Consider the following 17,657-nt stretch of genomic DNA (forward strand, 5'->3'; position numbering starts at 1 on the left):
GAGATGACCCGGCCCTGATGTGAACCACCGTCAGGCAGCCTCGCGCGCGCCACCACTCGGGGCGCTCAGGCGGGTGACGGCCCGCCTCGCGCCATGCCGTTCAGGACAGGTCCAGAAGGGTGGTCAGGACCTGACGCAGCGTCGAATCCGCGTCCGCGTCCGAGATCCGCTGCCCGGCCCGGTCCGGGGCCCGGTCCCGGTCCCGCCCGTGGTCGGGGGCCCGGTCCCGGTGACGTTCCGGATCCGCGGCCGGCGACCGCCAGGCGACGAACCCGTCCGGGCGGACGAGCACGGCACCCGTCCGGGTCGTCCCGTGGCACTCGGCCCAGTCCATGCCGTCCTCGGGCACCAGCCCGCCGTCGGCGCCGGCACCGAAGCGGTGCGAGGCGAGCGGCACCGACAGTTCCTCGGCCAGGCGCAGGGCGGCCCGGTGCCATCCCCGTCCCTCGTCGGCGTCGCTGAGCAGTACCAGGGAGCGCTCGTACAGGTCGAGCGTGGACAGTCGGCCGCCCTGGTGACGCACCCACAGGTGGGGTGCCCGGCTGCCGGGTTCACCGGTGAGGTCGAGGCGCTCGGGCACCACCGGCGCCGCGGGATCGGCGCCGACGACGGCGCCGCGCGGATAGCGGTAGCCGAGGGCCACGTTGAGGATGCCGCGCTGTGGACCGCTGCCGGCGCCGGGCGGCGGGGCGAACCCGGGGTGGCTGTGCTCGGCCGACCGGGCGGCGGCGCGGGCGCTGGTCGCCTCGGCCACCGGTCTGCGTTCGGCGTCGTACGTCTCCAGCAGCCCCTTGCCGGCCCAGCCGCCGAGCACCGCGGCCAGCTTCCAGGCGAGGTTGTGGGCGTCCTGGATGCCGGTGTTGGAGCCGAAGGCGCCGGTGGGAGACATCTCGTGCGCGGAGTCGCCGGCCAGGAACACCCGGCCGGAGCCGTAGCTGCGTGCCACGCGCTGGGCGGCGTGCCAGGGGGCCCTGCCCGTGATCTGCACGTCGAGGTCCGCGACGCCCACCGCGCGGCGGATGTGCTCCGCGCACCGCTCGTCGGTGAACTCCTCCAGGGTCTCGCCCTGTTCGGGGTGCCAGGGGGCGTGGAAGACCCAGTTCTCCCGGTTGTCCACGGGCAGCAGCGCGCCGTCGGCGCCGGGGCCGGTCAGGTAGCAGACGATGAACCGGCGGTCGCCCACGACGTCGGCGAGCCCTCGGGACCGGAAGGTGACGCTGACGTTGTGGAACAGCTCGCCCGGGCCGCTCTGGCCGATGCCGAGCTGCTCCCGGACGGGGCTGCGCGGGCCGTCGGCGGCCACCAGGTAGTCGGCGTGGACGGTGGTGTGCTCGCCGGTCTTCCGGCTCTTGACCACCGCGGTGACACCGGACGGGTGCGTCTCGAAGGAGAGCAGCTCGGTGGAGTAGCGCAGATCGCCGCCGAGGGCGACGGCCCGGTCGAGCAGGACCGGCTCCAGGTCGTTCTGGCTGCACAGGCACCAGGAGCTCGGGCTGAAGCGGGCCAGGCCGCCGCCCGGGTCGATCTCCCGGAACAGCCACTCGCCCGCGTCGCCGACGAGGGTGGGTGCCTGGAGAATGCCGTGGTTGTCGGCGAGGGTGGCGGCGGCCCGGTGGATCGCCGGCTCGGTCCCGGCCACCCTGAACAGCTCCATCGTGCGGACGTTGTTGCCGCGTCCGCGGGGGTGGTGGGAGGTTCCCGCGTGGCGTTCGACCAGCAGGTGCGGTACGCCCAGCCGGCCGAGGAACAGCGAGGTCGACAGGCCGACCAGGGAACCGCCGACGATGAGGACCGGAACTCTGTGCGGTGTGGCGTCGGCCGGTTCGGCCGGTTCGGGACGTTCGTTCATCACTCGCCTCCAGGCGTCGCGTTCACCGGCTCGGCGGTGTCCGGCCGGGGATCTCCATCCATGCCCCGCACGGCGAGGGGTGCCTCACGGCTTCACCCGCTTCACCGGTCCTGAGGACCGGTGGCTGCGCCGGACGTCGCAGTGCCCCGCGGCCCCGGCCGGCCGGGGCGCGACCGGCGACTTCCCGGCCGCTCGGGCCGGGGACGATGCGCCGCTCGGGCCGGGGACGATGCGTTCGCTTGCACCGGGGACGACGGGCCGGTCCGGCGGGGGTGGGTGCGCTGGTCCGGCCGGGGGTGATGCCCCGCTCCGGCTGCGGGTGGGTGCGCCGGTCCGCGGGAACGGTGCGGTTCCGTGGGACGTTGATCGTGGTGGGTCCACCCGAGGTGGACCCGGTGATCCTGTTGCCCGGCGCAGCAGGGTGGAAGTGAACCGGCCGCCCGGCCCGCCCGTGTGCGCGACCTGGCTGCCCCGAAGCGATGGGAGTCGGCATGGCCCTGTGGGACCGCATCAAGGATTCGGCGTCGCAGATGCAGACGCAGCTGGTGGCGAAGAAGAACGACTTGAAGAGCGGCGCGTTCCGCGACGCCAGCATGGCCATGTGCGCGCTCGTCGCGGCCGCCGACGGGAAGATCGACCCGTCCGAGCGGCAGCGGGTCGCACAGCTCATCTTCAGCAACGAGGTGCTGCAGAACTTCCCCGCCGACGACCTCCAGCGCCGCTTCGAGGACAACCTGAACAAGCTGACCGCCGACTTCGACTTCGGCCGGGTCAGCGTGCTCCAGGAGGTCGCCAAGGCGAAGAAGAAGCCCGCGGAGGCCCGCGCCGTCATCCAGATCGGCATCGTCATCGGCGGCGCGGACGGCGACTTCGACGCCACCGAGCGGGCCGTGGTGCGGGATGCCTGCTTCGCGCTGGAACTGCCGCCGCACGAGTTCGACCTCTGAGACCGCCCTGCGGCGGTCGCGCGGCGCAGTCGCCACCGGGTGCCGGGCGCCGTTCCGGCCGGGTCGAGGGGCCGAACGGCCCGGTGCCGTGCGACCGGCCGGCACCTACACTGGGTGGCCGCGGGGGCGTCGGCTGGGATCCGGGTGGATCGGGAGAGCACTGTGGCGGAGCACGTCGGTGGCGACCGGGACCCGTCCGCGGAGGTCCTGGCCCAGGCAGCCGCCGCGTTCGGACTGCTCGCCTCCCCGGCCCGGCTGCACATCATGTGGGCGCTGGCCCAGGGCGAGAGCGACGTCAGCAGGCTCGCCGACCGGGTCGGCGGCGCGCTGCCGGCGGTCAGCCAGCACCTGGCGAAACTGAAGCTGGCCGGTCTGGTCGGTTCCCGGCGGGAGGGCAGGCGGCAGATCTACTTCGTCCACGACCCCGACATGGTGACCGTGGTGCGGGTGATGGTCGGGCAACTGACCGCCCGCGTGCCCGAGGACCCGGCGAAACCGCTGCGCGCGGCCGGTGGCTGACCGGACCGCTCGGGGCGGGGCGCCGGGCGAGCCGCTGCCGTCCCGATCGGCCCCACCCCGCAGCCGTGTGTTCCGGCCCGACCTCGCGTACGCCCGTGACGCGCGCCGAGCCCGTACCCGCCTCGCTCCGGGACCGGCCCCGGACCCGACCCGGTGCCGGCCCCGACCGGTCCCCGTCAGCCGTACGAGAGGTTGGAGCACACGTCGTCGTCGGCGGAACGGGCGTGGTCCGCGACCGACGACGGCACGGCGGTGGGCACCGGTGAGGCACCGGAGGACGCGGTGTACGACTGCCCCACCACCACGTTGACCCGCGCGGCGCCGATCGACTGGAGCTCGGCTCCGGGGAAGAGCCCGGCGACGGTCCGGGCCTCGGACTCCTTGCCCGGCCCGTACTGGATCACGGTCGTGGCGTGGTCCTGGCTGCGCGCGTTCCCGGTGCCGGTGACCGTGAAGCCGTGGGAGGTGAGCAGCGAGGCCGCGTCCGACGCCAGGCCGCCCTCGGCGGTGCCGTTGTAGACGGCGACCGCGATGCCGTCGCCGGAGACCGTGGCGCCGGGGGCCGGCGAGGCGGCGGGGGAGGGCGAGGCCTTCCCCGCGGCGCCGCTGGCGTCGGTGCCGTCGACGGTGCGGTCGGCCCTCAGGGCCGCCCACAGCTCGGAGGCGTCCGGTTCGACGACGGCGACGCGCTCGCCCTCGTACCGCCACGGGATGGTGACGAACTTGGTGTTGTGCAGGTCGACGTCCTTCAGCGACAGCGCGAAGGAGATCAGCTTGTCCGCCGTGCCCAGCCCCGGGTCGACGGTCATCGAACCGGTCGCGGCCTCGGCGAGGGGCAGCAGCTTGGTGGTGGTCAGGCCCTCGCTCTTGATCTGCTTGATCAGACTGCCGACGAAGGCCTGCTGGCGCTTGATCCGCCCTATGTCGGAACCGTCGCCGATGCCGTGCCGCAGGCGGACGTAGTCCAGGGCCTTCTGCCCGGAGACGTTCTGCTCGCCCTTGTGGAAGATGATGTCGCCCCGCGTGGCGCGCTTGGGGTTGAGGTCCCGCTGGTACACGTCGTTCGGCAGGCACACGTCCACCCCGCCGACGACGTCGGTCAGCGCCGCGAAGCCCTTGAAGTCCACGACGATCGTGTGGTCCACCCGCATGCCGGTGATCGCCTCGACCGTGTTCTGGGTGCAGGCCGGGTTGCCCTTCTCGGTCTCCCCCACGGCGAAGGCCGAGTTGAACATGGCGTGGTGCTGCTCCTTGGTCCACGTGCCGTCGGGCAGCTTGCACGGGGGAACGTCGACCAGGGAGTCGCGGGGGAAGGAGACCGCCACGGCGTGTTTGTGATCCGCGTAGACATGCATCAGGAACGCGGTGTCGGAGCGCCCGATGTCGGTCTTGTCGCCGCCGCCGAGGGCGCTGTTGCCGTCGTTGCGCGCGTCCGACCCGATGACGAGGACGTTCTCGCCCTTGGACGAGCCGGCCTCGGGGCGGTTCTTGGACAGCCCGTCGCCGTCGAAGGTGGTGATGTCCCCGTTCAGCTTCAGGTAGATCCAGCCCAGCCCGGCCGTGCCGAGCACGACCAGCGCGAGCGCGACGAGCAGCGCCGTCCGCAGCGGGCGGCGCTTGCGTTCGCCGCCCGCCCCGCCGCCGCGGGATCCGCCGCGGCGGGGCGGGTCGGCCCGCCGCCGGTGCCGGGAAGCTGTGGGTTGTTCGCTGGTCGTGGTCATCGAGGCGCTCTCGTCCGTCCTGCACTTGTGGAGGGGACGGCTGAGCGCACCCAAAGGTTGTAGTCGTCGCACGAGGCGGCACGGGCCCGACGGGCATCGCGTGTGCCGGGACGCGGCCCGGACCTCACGGGCTTGCTATGTCGAAGCCGTACCGGAGCGGCTCGTCCGTCACGCCGTAGTCGCGGCGGTAGACGTGGACCCCGTCCGCACGCACCCCGGGCGGTGCCCCCTCGATCCGGCACGGGTACGTCACCTGGATCACCCGGGGGCGGCCGGAGACCTTCATGTGCAGTCCGCTCGCCGGTCCGCCGTCGAGAACCGCGGTCTCCCAGCCCGTCACGTCGGTCGTCGTCACCCGGACAGTTTAAAGGTCGCGCAACTTTCCCCAGGGTGTGAGCCGGCTCACGCGAGAGCTCCGCACCCGGGTGCCCGACCGGTTCCGCCGCGCATCGCGCCCGCGGCGGAACCCGTTCTCACCCGCGGTCTGCCGCCTTGCGCAGGTCGATCCGACCGCGGCGCGGAGCCTCGCCGGCGGGAGGGAACCGCGGTCCGCGGGAACGCGCGCGGCCCGACGGCCGTCCGACGATGTCGAGCCCCCGTCGGTGCGCACCGGGCGCTCCGCCCCCGGCGGCCGCGTCGCGGGACGTTTCGGTCTCCGCCGAAACGCCCCGCTCCTACCGTTCCGGCATGCAGACCGATGAGCCCCTCGACCGGACCGGTTCCGGCACCGACCCCCTCGACGAGCCCGACGTCCGGACGGGATCCGGCACCGACCCGTGGGTCACCGTGGCGCCGAGCGTGCTGTACTTCGGCACCCCGGTGGTCCTCCTGTCCACCGAGAACCCGGACGGCTCGCCCAACCTGGCGCCGATCTCCTCCGCGTGGGCCCTGGGACGTACGGTCGTGCTCGGCCTGGGCCCGGACGGGCGGACGGCGCAGAACCTCGCGGCCCGCCCGGAGTTGGTGGTCAACGTCGCCGCCCCGAGCCAGTGGCGGGCGGTCGAGCGTCTCGCCCCGCTCACCGGCCGCCACCCCGTCCCCGCGACCAAGCACGCGGGCTGCCGTTTCGAGCCGGACAAGTTCGGCGCGGCGGGCCTGAGCAGCCGCCCCTCCCACACGGTCCGTCCGCCGCGGGTCGACGGCTGCCCCCTGCAACTGGAGGCGCGGGCCGAACGGATCCGGCCCGACGCCTGCGGCGCGTTCGTGATCGTCGAGGCGCAGGTGCGCACGGTGCACGCCGACCCGCGCATCGTCGTCCCCGGGACCGACCACATCGAGCCGGCGGCCTGGAGCCCGCTCGTCTACAACTTCCGCCACTACTTCGGCCTCGGCCCGGAGCTCGGCCACTCCTACCGCTCCGGCACTCCCCGCCTGCGGCCGGCCGGCCCACCGCCGTCGCGTGAGGCGGACAACGCAGCCTCGCCCAGCGGGGCGGGAAGTGCAGCCTCGCCGCGCGGGTGGGGCAGCGGGGCCCCGAGATAGGACGCTGGCAAAATATTTCGGTGACCGATATAACGTGGAGGCATGGCCACCCCTGTGACTCCCCCCGCGTCCCGCAGGCGCTGGACCCGGCTGCTGACCGCGGAACGGCCCCGGCCCGAGGGGATACGGTCGCGGCCCGGCAGCTGGTGGCTCGCCGTGGGGACGGTCTGCTTCGGCGCCTTCATGGGTCAGCTGGACGCCAGCATCGTGACGCTGACCTACGGCAGCCTGGGCGCCGAGTTCCACACCTCGCCGGCGGCGGTGGAGTGGGTGTCGCTGGCGTACCTGCTCGCGCTGGTCGCCCTGTTGGTGCCCGCGGGACGGCTGGCCGACGCGTACGGCCGCAAGCTGCTGTACCTGTACGGGTTCGCCGTGTTCACCCTGGCCTCCGCGGCCTGCGGTCTCGCCCCGTCCCTGCTCGCACTCGTCGTGTTCCGGGTGGTCCAGGCGGCCGGGGCGGCCATGATGCAGGCCAACAGCGTGGCGCTGGTGACCACCAGTGCCCCGCGCGAGCGGATGCGCAGCGCGCTGGGCGTCCAGGCCGCTGCCCAGGCACTCGGTCTGGCGCTGGGGCCGACCGTGGGCGGGGCCCTGGTGTCGACTCTGGGCTGGCGCTGGGTGTTCTGGGTGAACGTGCCCGTCGGTCTGGTCGCGCTGGTCTCCGGGCACTATCTGCTGCCGCGCACCCGGGCGCGCACGGCGGTGGCACGCTTCGACCGGGCCGGTCCGGTGCTCCTCGCGACGGCGACGACGAGTGCCCTGATGGGTGTGTCGGCCGCCTCCGGGCTGGCCGTGCCCGGCTGGGGCGCGGTCCTGCTGTTCGCGGTGGCGGCCGGGACGGGACGGGCCTTCGTCCGGCGCCAGCGGCGGGCCGCCGCCCCGCTGCTGGACCTGGCCCTGTTGCGGCGCCGGGCGGTGGCGTTCGGGCTCCTGGGGGCGCTGAGCGGATACCTCGTGCTGTTCGGGCCGCTGGTGCTGGTGCCGGTCGTCCTCACGGCGCGGGGATCCGGGGAGCTGACCGCCGGACTCGTCCTCACTGCGCTGCCCGCCGGGTTCGCGCTGGCGGCGACCGGCGGCGACCGGCTGCTGCCGCGCGGGCTCCCGGACCGCGGGCGCTGCCTGGTGGGGGCCGGCGTGTTCACGCTGGCCACGACCGCGCTGCTGGTCGTGCCCCTGACGGCCGGCGGGCTGGTCCCGGTGCTGGTCCTGACGGGGCTCGGGCTGGGCACCTTCACCCCGGCCAACAACGCCATGATCATGGGGGCGATCCCGGCGCGCTCCTCCGGTACCGGGGGCGGGCTGGTGAACATGAGCCGCGGCCTCGGCACGGCGCTCGGCGTCGCTCTGGTCACGTTGGCGCTGCACCTGGTGGGCGGCGGGGCGCAGGCCGGGGCCCGGTGGGCGGCGGCCGTGCTCGTCGCGGCGTCGGCGGTGGCGGTCGCCTCGGCATGGCTGAGCACGAACGGGGAGCGGTCCGCCGCGTAGGCCCGCAGGACCGGGTGCCGGGGGCGCGGGGTGCCGGAAGCGCCGCGGTGCTGCGGGCCCGGAAGGTGATGGGGCGAGTGCCGGGTGGGCGGCTGACGTGGTCCCGCCGGCCGGGGCGCCGGGAGTTCGCGACCCTGCCGGGAGGGCCGTGTCCGGGCTGCGGACGGTCGGACCGTGCGGGGGAGGGCCGCACTACGCTGAGTCCATGTCTGCGCAGTCCCGCACCGAGGTTCCCGCCGGTCCCGCCGCGGACCAGCCGGAGGCCCGTCTGCTCACCGAGGCGGTGACCCGGCTGCGTCGTGCGCTGCGTTCCTCGATCCGCACCGACTACCCGTGGGAGACCCTTCCCATGGCGCAGGTGGAACTGCTGCAGGTGCTGGGCGAGTACTCGCCCGCCCGGGTCAGCGATCTGGCCGCCCGCCGGCGCCTGGCCCCGAGCACCGTCAGCGGACTGATCGGGCAGATGATCAACGCCGGGCTGGTGGCGCGGGACGTCGACTCCGCCGACCGCCGGGCCTCCGTCGTCACCCTGACCGAGGCCGGCCGGGAGAAGCTCGCCGCCTGGACCGTCGCCCACGAGCACCGTATCGACGCCGCGCTCGCCGCCCTCGACGAGGGCTCGCGGGCGGCCATCACGCACGCGCTGCCCGCCCTGTTCCAGCTGGCCGAACACCTCGGGGAACCGGCCGCGCAGGAGTGACCCGGCCGGGACCCGCCGGGACGCCGGGGACGGCTGCCCGCCGCACCTCGCGGGCGGGGCACCGGCACCCCGCCCGGACCCGAGGGCGTACCGGTCCCCCGGCGCACGGAGTCATGCCGCTCACCGGCCGCCGAGGCCCGGGCGGGTGCCCGTGCCGTTCGCCGCGCGCCCGGTCGCGGGTCCGCGGCCGGAAGGCCGCCGGCCCCACCGCGCCGAACGCGGCGGCCCGGGCCCTGGGCGGGTGCCCCCGCAGCGCGGAGCGGCCGAAGGATCCGCCGACGGCGCACCGCAGACGGCCGAACGACGGGGAACCACCGCAGGATCGGCCTGTCGGCGAGCGGGGCGCCCGGAGGGTTCTGCCCGGGCGCCGTGCGGGCTCGTGGCCGCCGCCCGATCCGGAGCCGGCCCGGTGCCCCGCGCACCACGCCCCGCCTCGGGGGTGGGAGCGGCCGGGGGTCTGCGATGATCGCTTCCCGCTCGGGCGCACGCGACCGATGAGTTTCCCCGTGCTCCGCAGTCGGATACGTCAGCGGAGCACGGCAGCCGCGTGGGCAGGGGCCACCCGCACCACCGGAACCCCGTCGTGCAGTCACCAACGAGATACCGAGGTACCCGAGATGCGCACTCTGATCAGCACCGCCTTCGTCTCCCTCGACGGTGTCGTGGAGGCACCGGGCGGCGAGCCCGGCTACCGCAACTCGGGGTGGACCTTCAAGCACACCGAGTTCCTCCCCGAGGCCTTCGAGATCAAGGGCCGGGAGCAGCAGGAGGCCACCGCGATGCTGCTGGGCCGCGTCAGCTACCAGGCGTTCAGCCCGGTCTGGCCGGACATGGCGGAGTTCGCCGACTACAAGGCGATGCCGAAGTACGTCGTCTCCACCACCCTCACCGAGGGCGACCTGGTGCAGAACTGGGGCGAGACCACGATCCTGCGCTCCCTGGACGAGATCGCCGCGCTGAAGGAGACCGAGGGCGGGCCGATCATCCTGCACGGCAGCGCCGCCCTCAACCACAGCCTCTCGGACGCCGGCCTGATCGACCGCTACCACCTGCTCGTCTTCCCGCTGCTGCTCGGCGCGGGCAAGCGACTGTTCAGCGCCACCGACAAGGACGCCCAGAAGCTGCGGCTCGTCGAGCACGAGGCCTACGCCAACGGTGTGCAGAAGAACGTCCTCGACGTCGTCCGCTGACCCCACCCGCCGCCCGGTCCTGCCCCGACGCACCCGCCCGGTCCCCGCCGCCGCGGAGCAGCCCGCGGTGCTGCCCGGCCGTCCGCGACGTCCCGTCCCGGGAATGCCCGTTCCGGCCAATCCGGTGCGCCACCCGCTCCGGATCAGAGGTGACAGCAGCAGCTGATCGCGGCCGGTGAGGGAGAGGCGATGACACGGACGTCCACGGAGGCGTCGCGGGGACCGGGACCACGGGACTGCCACGAGGAGCGGCGCACGGCCGTGCTGGGTGCGGGGGTGGCCGGGCTGACCGCCGCCCACCTCCTGGCCCGGACCCGTCGCGTCACCCTGTACGAGGCCGACGACCGGCTCGGCGGACACGCCCACACCCACGAGCTGACGTCACCGCGCGACGGGCGGACGCACCGCGTCGACTCCGGGTTCATCGTGCACAACCGGCGGACCTATCCGCACCTGCTCCGCCTGTTCGGCGAACTCGGCGTCGCCACGCAGGAGTCGGAGATGAGCATGTCCGTCCGGTGCGAGGGGTGCGGCCTGGAGTACGCCGGTGCACGCGGCCCTGCGGGCCTGTTCGCGCAGCCCCGCTCCCTCCTGCGCGGCCGCTACCTGCGGATGCTGTCGGAGGTGCCCGCGTTCCATCGCGCCGCCCGACGGCTGCTCGCCGCGGGCGCCGACGACGCGCTCACCCTGGGCGGATTCCTGGAACGGGAGGGCTTCTCCGCCTATTTCCGCGCCCACTTCACGACACCGCTCGTGTCGGCCGTGTGGTCCTGCGACGCCGCGACCGCGCAACGCTACCCGGCCGCCTACCTGTTCAGGTTCCTGGACCACCACGGGCTGCTGTCGGTCAGCGGCTCACCGGTGTGGCGCACGGTCGGCGGCGGCTCGGGCACGTACGTCGACCGGATCGCCGAGCGGATACCCGACGTGCGCACAGCAACCCCCGTCCGGGCCGTCCGGCGCCACCCCGACGGAGCGGACGTCACCGCGGAGGACGGCACCACCGAGACCTACGACTCCGTGGTCGTCGCCGTCCACCCCGACCAGGCGCTGCGGCTGCTCGCCGACGCCACCCCGCAGGAGAAGGAGGTGCTCGGCGCCTTCCGGTACTCCCGCAACGCCACGCTCCTGCACACCGACACCCGGCTGCTGCCGCGGGCCCGCGGCGCGCGGGCCTCCTGGAACTACCTCATGCCGTCGTGCTCCGCCGACGCCGGCCGGGTGCGGGTCAGCTACGACATGAATCGGCTGCAACGCCTCGACGCCGCCGAGACGTTCGTCGTCACCCTGGGCGGCGAGGACCGGGTGCGGCCCGACCGGGTGCTGGCCCGGACGGTCTACGAGCATCCGGGCCACACCCCGGAGTCGGTCGCCGCCCAGCGGCGGCTTCCCGCGCTGAACAGCCCTGTCTGCGCGTTCGCCGGCGCCTACCACGGGTGGGGTTTCCACGAGGACGGCTGCCGCTCCGGCGCCGAGGCCGCCGCCGCACTCGGAGCGCCGTGGTGAGCACCGCACCGGCCCTGTACCCGTGCACGATCGCCCATGTACGGAGCGCTCCCCTGCGCCACGCCCTGCGCCACCGCACCTACCTGTGGCTCGTCGACGTCGACCGCCCGCCCCGGCTGCCGCGCCCGCTCGGGCCGCTCGCCCGGTTCGACGCCCGCGACCACTTCACCGGCGACCGGCCCTCGATCCGCGCCGCCCTGGAGGAGTTCCTCGCCGGGCAGGGCGTGGACCTGGACGGCGGGCGCGTGCTGATGCTCACCCAGGCACGCGTGTTCGGGTACGTCTTCAACCCCCTCACCCTGTACTGGTGCCACGGCCCCGCGGGCGAACTGCGCTGCGTGGTCGCCGAGGTGCACAACACCTACGGCGGCCGGCACGCCTACCTGCTGCACCCGGACGCCTCCGGTACCGCGCACGCCGAGAAGCGCTTCCACGTCTCGCCGTTCTTCCCCGTCGACGGCCGCTACCGCATGCGCGTGCCGGTGCCGGGGCAGCGGCTGGACCTCACCGTGCACCTGGACCGCGAGGACGGGCGGGCCCTGACGGCCACCGTCCGCGGCACGCGCCGCGCGGTGAGCCCGGCGCCGCTGGCCCGGCTGGCGCTGCGCCGTCCCTGGTCCACCCTCGCCGTGTCGGCCGCGATCCGCGCCCACGGCATCCGCCTGTACCTGCGGGGGCTGCCCGTCCAGCCCCGGCCCGAGAACCACCGCACCCCGGAGAACGTGACATGAGGACAGCAGAGCCGCGCATCGCACCGGGCGGGCGCGCCGGCACCGTGGACCCCGCCCGCTGGCCCGATGTCGCGGCCGTACCGCGGGCGTCCCGGGCGCGGCGGGCCGTGACCGAGGCAGTCGTGCGGCGCGCCCTGAGCGGGCTGCCGCTGCGGGTCCGCTTCGCCGGCTCGGACACCGTCGGCCTCGGCGGCCCGCTGCTGGAGGTCCGCGACCCGGACCGCTTCCACGCCCGTGTCGGCACCGCCGGCCTGGTCGGCTTCGGCGAGTCCTACCTGGCCGGCGAGTGGGACGCGCCCGACCCGGTCGCCGCGCTGACCGTGCTCGCCGCGCACGCCGCCGACCTGGTACCGGCGCCGCTGCAGCGGTTGCGGCGTCTGTGGGCGCTGCGCCGGCCGCACGAGGAACGCAACACCCCCGACGGGTCCCGCGCCAACATCAGCCGCCACTACGACCTGTCCAACGACCTGTTCGCCCTCTTCCTCGACGACACCCTCAGCTACTCCTCCGCGCTCTTCCGGGGCTTTCCCGCCACCTGGGACCTGCTCGCCGCGGCCCAGCACCGCAAGATCGACCGGCTGCTGGACCTGGCCCGCGTCGGCGGGGGCACCCGGCTGCTGGAGATCGGCACCGGCTGGGGCGAACTCGCGCTGCGTGCCGCTGCGCGCGGCGCCCGCGTCACCTCCCTCACCCTGTCGCAGGAGCAGCGGGCGCTGGCCCGGGAGCGGGTGCGCGCGGCCGGACGCGAGGACCGCGTCACGATCGAGCTGTGCGACTACCGCGAGGCCCGCGGCACCTACGACGCCGTGGTGAGCGTGGAGATGGTCGAGGCCGTGGGCGCCGAGTTCTGGCCGGCGTACTTCCGGACCCTGGACGAACGGCTGGCACCGGGCGGCCGGGTGGCGCTCCAGGCCATCACCATGCCGCACGAGCGGATGCTCGCCTCCCGCGACACCTTCACCTGGATCCACAAGTACGTCTTCCCCGGCGGGTTGATCCCGTCCGGGCAGGCCGTCGAGGAGACCGTCCGCGAGCACACCCGCCTCGTCCCGGCCCGCCGCGACGCGTTCGGCGCGCACTACGCCGAGACGCTGCGGCTGTGGCGGGAGCGGTTCACCGAACGCGCCCCGCAGGTCGCGGCGCTCGGCTTCGACGACACCTTCCGCCGCATGTGGACCTTCTACCTCGCCTACTCCGAGGCCGGTTTCCGCTCCGGCTACCTGGACGTCCAGCAGTACCTGTTCACCAAGGAGGACTCCGTCCGATGACCCCTGTCCAGGCCGTCTCCCGGTCCGGTGCCGCGCACCGGCTCGCCGCGCTCGCCGAGGACGCGCTCGGCGGGCCCCTGCCCGTACGGTTGCGCGCCTGGGACGGCAGCGAGACCGGCCCGGCCGGCGCCCCCGTCGTCGTCGTGCGCTCGCGGCGCGCGCTGCGCCGGATGCTGTGGCAGCCCGGCGAACTGGGCCTGGCGCAGGCGTACGTCACCGGCGAACTCGACGTCGAGGGCGACCTCGGCGACGGCCTGCGGACGATGTGGGCCGCCGCGCGGGAGCGGCGGCTGCGCCCGCCCCGGCTGACGCCCGCCGACCGGGCCAGGGCGCTCGCCGCGGCCGTACGGCTGGGGGTGGCGGGCCCGCCGCCGGCTCCGCCCGCCACCCAGGCCCGGCTGCGCGGCGGCCTGCACAGCCGGGCCCGTGACCGGGCGGCCATCAGCCACCACTACGACCTGTCGAACGCGTTCTACGAGCTGCTCCTCGACGACACCATGGCCTACTCGTGCGGCTACTGGGCGGGTGAGGACCCCGCTCTCACGGCCGCCGACGCCCAGCGCGCCAAGCTGGAGCTGGTCTGCCGCAAGCTCGCCCTGGAACCGGGTGCCCGGCTGCTGGACATCGGCTGCGGCTGGGGGTCCCTCACCCTGCACGCGGCCGAACGGCACGGGGCCAGGGTCACCGCCGTGACGCTGGCCCGGGAGCAGGCGGCGTACGTGCACCGGCGGGTGCGCGAGCGCGGCCTGGCCGAGCGGGTGGACGTGATCTGCCAGGACTACCGGGACATCGCGGCCGGCGCCTTCGACGCCGTCGCCACCATCGAGATGGGCGAGCACGTCGGTGACGCCGAGTACCCCGCCTTCGCCGCCGCGCTCCACCGGCTCGTGCGGCCCCGCGGCCGGGTGCTGGTGCAGCAGATGTCCCGGGGCCGCAACGCCCCCGGCGGCGGTCCGTTCATCGAGGCGTACATCGCCCCCGACATGCACATGCGCCCGCTCGGCGAGACGACGGGCCTGCTGGAGGCGGCCGGTCTGGAGGTCCGGCACGTGGAGTCGCTGCGCGAGCACTACGTCCGTACCATCGGCGCCTGGCACCGCACCCTGGAGGAGCGGTGGGCGGAGTTCGTCCGGCTGGTGGGGGAGGAGACCGCACGCGTGTGGCGGCTGTACCTGGCCGGCGGGGCGCTGGCCTTCGAGGAGGCGCGGACGGGTGTCGACCAGATCCTCTGCGTGCGGCCCGGACCGGACGGCGACAGCGGCATGCCACCGGCCGCGCACCGCTGGTACGAGGGCCTGGAGCGGCGGTGAGCGGCTTCCCGTGGGGCGCGTTCGCGGCGAACCTCGGCTGGGCCGCCGCCGCGGCGTTCGCCGTCGTGCTCGGCACGTTCGCCGTGGCGCTGCGCGCGGGCGTGCACCGGGTCGTGGACGTCGCCTGGGGGATCGGGTTCACAGCCGTCGCCGTGGTGACGTTCGCGGCGTCCGCCGGGCACGGCGACCCCGCGCGGCGGCTGCTGGTCACCGCCCTGACCGCCGTGTGGGGGCTGCGCCTGGCCGTGCACATCGCCCGCCGCGGCCGGGGGCACGGCGAGGACCCCCGCTACGAGGCACTGCTGGCCAAAGCCCCCGGCAGCCGCACCGCGTACGCGCTGCGCACCGTGTACCTCCTCCAGGGCGCCCTGGTGTGGCTGGTGTCCCTGCCCGTGCAGGCGGCGCAGTACGTGCCCGGTCCGCCGTCGTTCCTCACCTGGGCCGGCGTGGGCCTGTGGGCGGTGGGCCTCGGCTTCGAGGCGGTCGGCGACGCCCAGCTCGCGCGGTTCAGGGCCGACCCCGCCAACCGGGGGCGGATCATGGACCGCGGGCTGTGGGCGTGGACCCGGCACCCCAACTACTTCGGCGACTTCTGCGTCTGGTGGGGCCTGTTCCTGACGGCGTGCGACTCCGCGGCGGCCGCCGCCGTCTCCGTCGTCTCCCCGGTGGTGATGAGCCTGCTGCTGGTGCGGGGCAGCGGCAAGCGGCTGCTGGAGCGCCACATGGCCGGCCGGCCGGGCTACGCCCGGTACCGGGCCCGCACCAGCGGGTTCCTTCCCCGCCCGCCGAGGACGCGATGAGCGGGCGTCCCGCCGGGGCCGCCCCCGCGGCGGCCCTGGTGCCCCGGCTGCTGCCCGCGCGGCCCCGGGCGGCCGTACTGGTGCTGCACGGCGGGCAGGCCGAGAGCCGGCGCCCGTCGAGGCCCTGGCACCCCGCCGTCCTGCGCATGCGCCCCTTCGACCGGGTGATCCCGGCGGCCCTGCCGCACGGGGACGTCGCGCTCGCCCGGGTGCGCTACCGCCTGCGCGGCTGGAACGGTGCCGACGCCGACCCCGTCCGGGACACCCTGGAGGCGCTGGACGCCCTCGCCGCGCTGACCGGCCCCGTGCCCGTGCTCCTCGTCGGCCATTCGATGGGAGCCAGGGCCGCCCTGCACGCCGCCGGACACCCGCGGGTGCGGGCCGTGCTCGCCCTGGCGCCCTGGTGGCCGGCGGGGGAACCCGTCCGCCAGGTGACGGGCCGTCACCTCGTCGTCCTGCACGGCGAACGGGACCGGATCACCTCGCCCGCCGACTCGGCCGCCTACCTCCGCCGGGCGCACGGCACGGCGGCCGGGACGGCGATGGCCCTCGTCCGCGACGGCGACCACGCGATGCTGCGCCGCCACCGCTTCTGGCACGGCACCACTGCCGCCGTCGTCGCTCACCTGCTCGACCCCGGCGGCCACCCGGACCCGCTGCCGGCTCAGGCCTCCTCGGCCGGGGCCGTACCGCTGCTGTGACCGGCGGCGGCCTTGCCGAGCTCCGCGGTGAACTGCGCCCCGGAGAGCAGCGCCAGGTTCGACAGCCACAGCCAGACGAGGAAGACGACGACACCGGCGAGGGAGCCGTACACCTTGCTGTAGGCGCTCAGGGTGGCCGCGTACAGAGTGAACCCCGTGGAGACGGCCAGCCACAGCGCGGCCGCCAGCGCCCCGCCGGGCAGGCTGTGGACGCGCCGCCGCGCGGGGACGGGCCCGGTGTGGAAGAGGACCACCACCAGCAGCGCCACCAGGCACAGCAGGAACGGCCAGCGCAGCAGGGTCCACGCCACCGCGGCGGTCTCGCCCACGCCGAGCGCCCGGCCCGCCGCCTCGGCCAGGGGGCCGGTGAGCAGCAGGGCGAGCGAGCCGGCCACGAGCAGCGCCAGCAGGGCCAGCGCGGTGAGCACGATCCGGTGCGCCTTGCGCCAGGGCGAACGCCGGTCCTCCAGGCGGTGCATGCGGTGCAGGGCGCGGCGGAAGACGGCCAGATAGCTGGAGGCGGACCACAGCGCGCTGGCCGTCCCGGCGACCAGCAGCGGCCAGGCGCTGCCGCCCGCGTCGAGCACCCGGGACAGCACGGCGTGCAGGTCGGCAGCCGATTCCGCGGGCGCGTACGCGGTCACATGGGTGACGAACTGCTGCGCCGTACCCGGGCTGATCATGCCGAACGCGAGGACGGTGACCAGCAGTGCCGGCACCACCGCGAGGAGCGCGTAGTACGTCAGCGCCGCCGCGTAGTCGGAGACGTCGTCGTTCCACAGGGACGCCGGCGTGCGCCGCAGCGCCGGCCACCAGGCGGCGGGCGGCCGGAGCCGAACGGTACGGCGCAGGAGGCGGCGGGCCTCGCCCGCGTACGGGTCAGCGGACATGAGGCCTGCTACGGGCGGCGGCGCGCGGGGTGCCGCCGGGGGAGGCCGGCGGGGTGAGCGCGGTGACCTCGACCCGGGTGTGCGCCACGTCGAGCCCGGTCGACCCGCGGGTACGGCACGCCACGCGCTCCTGCACGCCGCGGACCGTCTCGGCGAGCGGCGCCGGGCCGGGCAGGGCCACCCCGAGGGACACCTCCGCCCTCCGGCCTCGGACGGACACCGCGCCCCGGGGAGCCGGGGCGGCGGCCCGGGGCGGCATCGGCAGCGCCTCGGTCGCCGCCCGCTCGGCGATCCTGCGCACGGCCCGCTCCGCGACCGTGGTGGTGCCCCGCTGTGCGGCGGCGGTCATCGGCGGCTCCGCTCGAACAGGTCCCGCACGTCCGTCGACCGGCCTCCGCCGTCGACCCAGCGGCCGACCGCCCAGCCGAGCGCGCCCAGCGCACCCACCAGCAGGAAGGCGCCGAACCCGCCGAACCAGGCGGCGGACGCCGGCGCCGTTCCCGCCACCGTGCCCACGAACGGTGTGCTCCTCACGGTGTGCTCATCTCCGTCCACCTC

18 protein-coding genes are annotated in these 17,657 nt (G+C 75.1%); 12 read left to right on the top strand and 6 right to left on the bottom strand.

Features of this window, described 5'->3' with window-relative positions:
* Positions 1 to 100: 100 nt before the first annotated feature.
* Positions 101 to 1,849 (bottom strand): FAD-dependent oxidoreductase, encoded by a 1,749-nt coding sequence (locus JS756_RS04920; RefSeq protein ID WP_205381662.1) that lies wholly within the window; start codon positions 1,847 to 1,849, stop codon positions 101 to 103.
* Positions 1,850 to 2,340: 491 nt separating this feature from the next.
* Here JS756_RS04920 and JS756_RS04925 point away from each other — a divergent pair, with 491 nt between their 5' ends.
* Positions 2,341 to 2,796: a tellurite resistance TerB family protein gene (locus JS756_RS04925; RefSeq protein ID WP_205381663.1), complete on the top strand. Its 456-nt coding sequence runs from the start codon at positions 2,341 to 2,343 to the stop codon at positions 2,794 to 2,796.
* Positions 2,797 to 2,958: 162 nt separating this feature from the next.
* Positions 2,959 to 3,315 carry an ArsR/SmtB family transcription factor gene (locus tag JS756_RS04930; protein ID WP_205381664.1) on the top strand — a complete coding sequence of 119 codons (357 nt, stop codon included), beginning with the start codon at positions 2,959 to 2,961 and terminating at the stop codon, positions 3,313 to 3,315.
* Positions 3,316 to 3,491: 176 nt separating this feature from the next.
* Here JS756_RS04930 and JS756_RS04935 read toward each other — a convergent pair whose 3' ends face one another.
* A complete protein-coding gene (locus JS756_RS04935; protein WP_205381665.1) occupies positions 3,492 to 5,036 on the bottom strand; it encodes an LCP family protein in 1,545 nt (514 codons plus the stop codon).
* A 124-nt stretch (positions 5,037 to 5,160) separates the two neighbouring features.
* Entirely contained in the window at positions 5,161 to 5,391 is a 231-nt protein-coding gene (locus JS756_RS04940; RefSeq protein ID WP_240203314.1) for a hypothetical protein, read from the bottom strand.
* Positions 5,392 to 5,723: 332 nt separating this feature from the next.
* Here JS756_RS04940 and JS756_RS04945 point away from each other — a divergent pair, with 332 nt between their 5' ends.
* The 10 genes from JS756_RS04945 (at position 5,724) to JS756_RS04990 (ending at position 16,209) form a co-directional block, all read left to right on the top strand.
* Positions 5,724 to 6,518: a flavin reductase family protein gene (locus tag JS756_RS04945; protein ID WP_205381666.1), complete on the top strand. Its 795-nt coding sequence runs from the start codon at positions 5,724 to 5,726 to the stop codon at positions 6,516 to 6,518.
* Between the two features lie 42 nt (positions 6,519 to 6,560).
* The gene (locus JS756_RS04950; protein ID WP_205381667.1) at positions 6,561 to 8,003 is read left to right on the top strand and encodes an MFS transporter; all 1,443 of its coding nucleotides are present in this window, start codon (positions 6,561 to 6,563) and stop codon (positions 8,001 to 8,003) included.
* 205 nt (positions 8,004 to 8,208) lie between these two features.
* Complete coding sequence (locus JS756_RS04955) at positions 8,209 to 8,703, top strand: MarR family winged helix-turn-helix transcriptional regulator (protein WP_205381668.1); 495 nt, start codon at positions 8,209 to 8,211, stop codon at positions 8,701 to 8,703.
* 617 nt (positions 8,704 to 9,320) lie between these two features.
* A complete protein-coding gene (locus JS756_RS04960) occupies positions 9,321 to 9,893 on the top strand; it encodes a dihydrofolate reductase family protein (RefSeq protein WP_205381669.1) in 573 nt (190 codons plus the stop codon).
* Between the two features lie 189 nt (positions 9,894 to 10,082).
* Positions 10,083 to 11,399, top strand: a complete 1,317-nt coding sequence (locus JS756_RS04965) for an NAD(P)/FAD-dependent oxidoreductase (protein ID WP_205381670.1) — start codon at positions 10,083 to 10,085, stop codon at positions 11,397 to 11,399.
* Positions 11,396 to 12,130 (top strand): DUF1365 domain-containing protein, encoded by a 735-nt coding sequence (locus tag JS756_RS04970; protein WP_205381671.1) that lies wholly within the window; start codon positions 11,396 to 11,398, stop codon positions 12,128 to 12,130. The genes JS756_RS04965 and JS756_RS04970 overlap by 4 nt, the downstream gene beginning before the upstream one ends.
* On the top strand, positions 12,127 to 13,398 hold the full coding sequence (locus tag JS756_RS04975) for an SAM-dependent methyltransferase (RefSeq protein WP_205381672.1): 1,272 nt from the start codon (positions 12,127 to 12,129) through the stop codon (positions 13,396 to 13,398). Before JS756_RS04970 ends, JS756_RS04975 begins: the two co-directional genes overlap by 4 nt.
* On the top strand, positions 13,395 to 14,708 hold the full coding sequence (locus JS756_RS04980; RefSeq protein ID WP_205381673.1) for a class I SAM-dependent methyltransferase: 1,314 nt from the start codon (positions 13,395 to 13,397) through the stop codon (positions 14,706 to 14,708). The genes JS756_RS04975 and JS756_RS04980 overlap by 4 nt, the downstream gene beginning before the upstream one ends.
* Positions 14,705 to 15,508, top strand: coding sequence for a DUF1295 domain-containing protein (locus JS756_RS04985; protein WP_205381674.1), 804 nt, complete (start codon positions 14,705 to 14,707; stop codon positions 15,506 to 15,508). The genes JS756_RS04980 and JS756_RS04985 overlap by 4 nt, the downstream gene beginning before the upstream one ends.
* Positions 15,505 to 16,209, top strand: a complete 705-nt coding sequence (locus JS756_RS04990; RefSeq protein WP_205381675.1) for an alpha/beta family hydrolase — start codon at positions 15,505 to 15,507, stop codon at positions 16,207 to 16,209. Before JS756_RS04985 ends, JS756_RS04990 begins: the two co-directional genes overlap by 4 nt.
* Here the strand turns inward: JS756_RS04990 and JS756_RS04995 are convergent.
* From JS756_RS04995 to JS756_RS05005, 3 genes are read right to left on the bottom strand one after another with little or no spacing between them, the layout of a single operon-like run.
* On the bottom strand, positions 16,173 to 17,099 hold the full coding sequence (locus JS756_RS04995; RefSeq protein ID WP_205381676.1) for a YihY/virulence factor BrkB family protein: 927 nt from the start codon (positions 17,097 to 17,099) through the stop codon (positions 16,173 to 16,175). The genes JS756_RS04990 and JS756_RS04995 overlap by 37 nt on opposite strands.
* A complete protein-coding gene (locus JS756_RS05000; RefSeq protein ID WP_205381677.1) occupies positions 17,089 to 17,448 on the bottom strand; it encodes a hypothetical protein in 360 nt (119 codons plus the stop codon). Before JS756_RS05000 ends, JS756_RS04995 begins: the two co-directional genes overlap by 11 nt.
* On the bottom strand, positions 17,445 to 17,633 hold the full coding sequence (locus JS756_RS05005) for a hypothetical protein (protein WP_205381678.1): 189 nt from the start codon (positions 17,631 to 17,633) through the stop codon (positions 17,445 to 17,447). The genes JS756_RS05000 and JS756_RS05005 overlap by 4 nt, the downstream gene beginning before the upstream one ends.
* Between the last annotated feature and the right edge of the window lie 24 nt (positions 17,634 to 17,657).

This window comes from Streptomyces actuosus (genome assembly GCF_016921115.1).
Classification (GTDB): Bacteria; Actinomycetota; Actinomycetes; order Streptomycetales; family Streptomycetaceae; genus Streptomyces; species Streptomyces actuosus_A.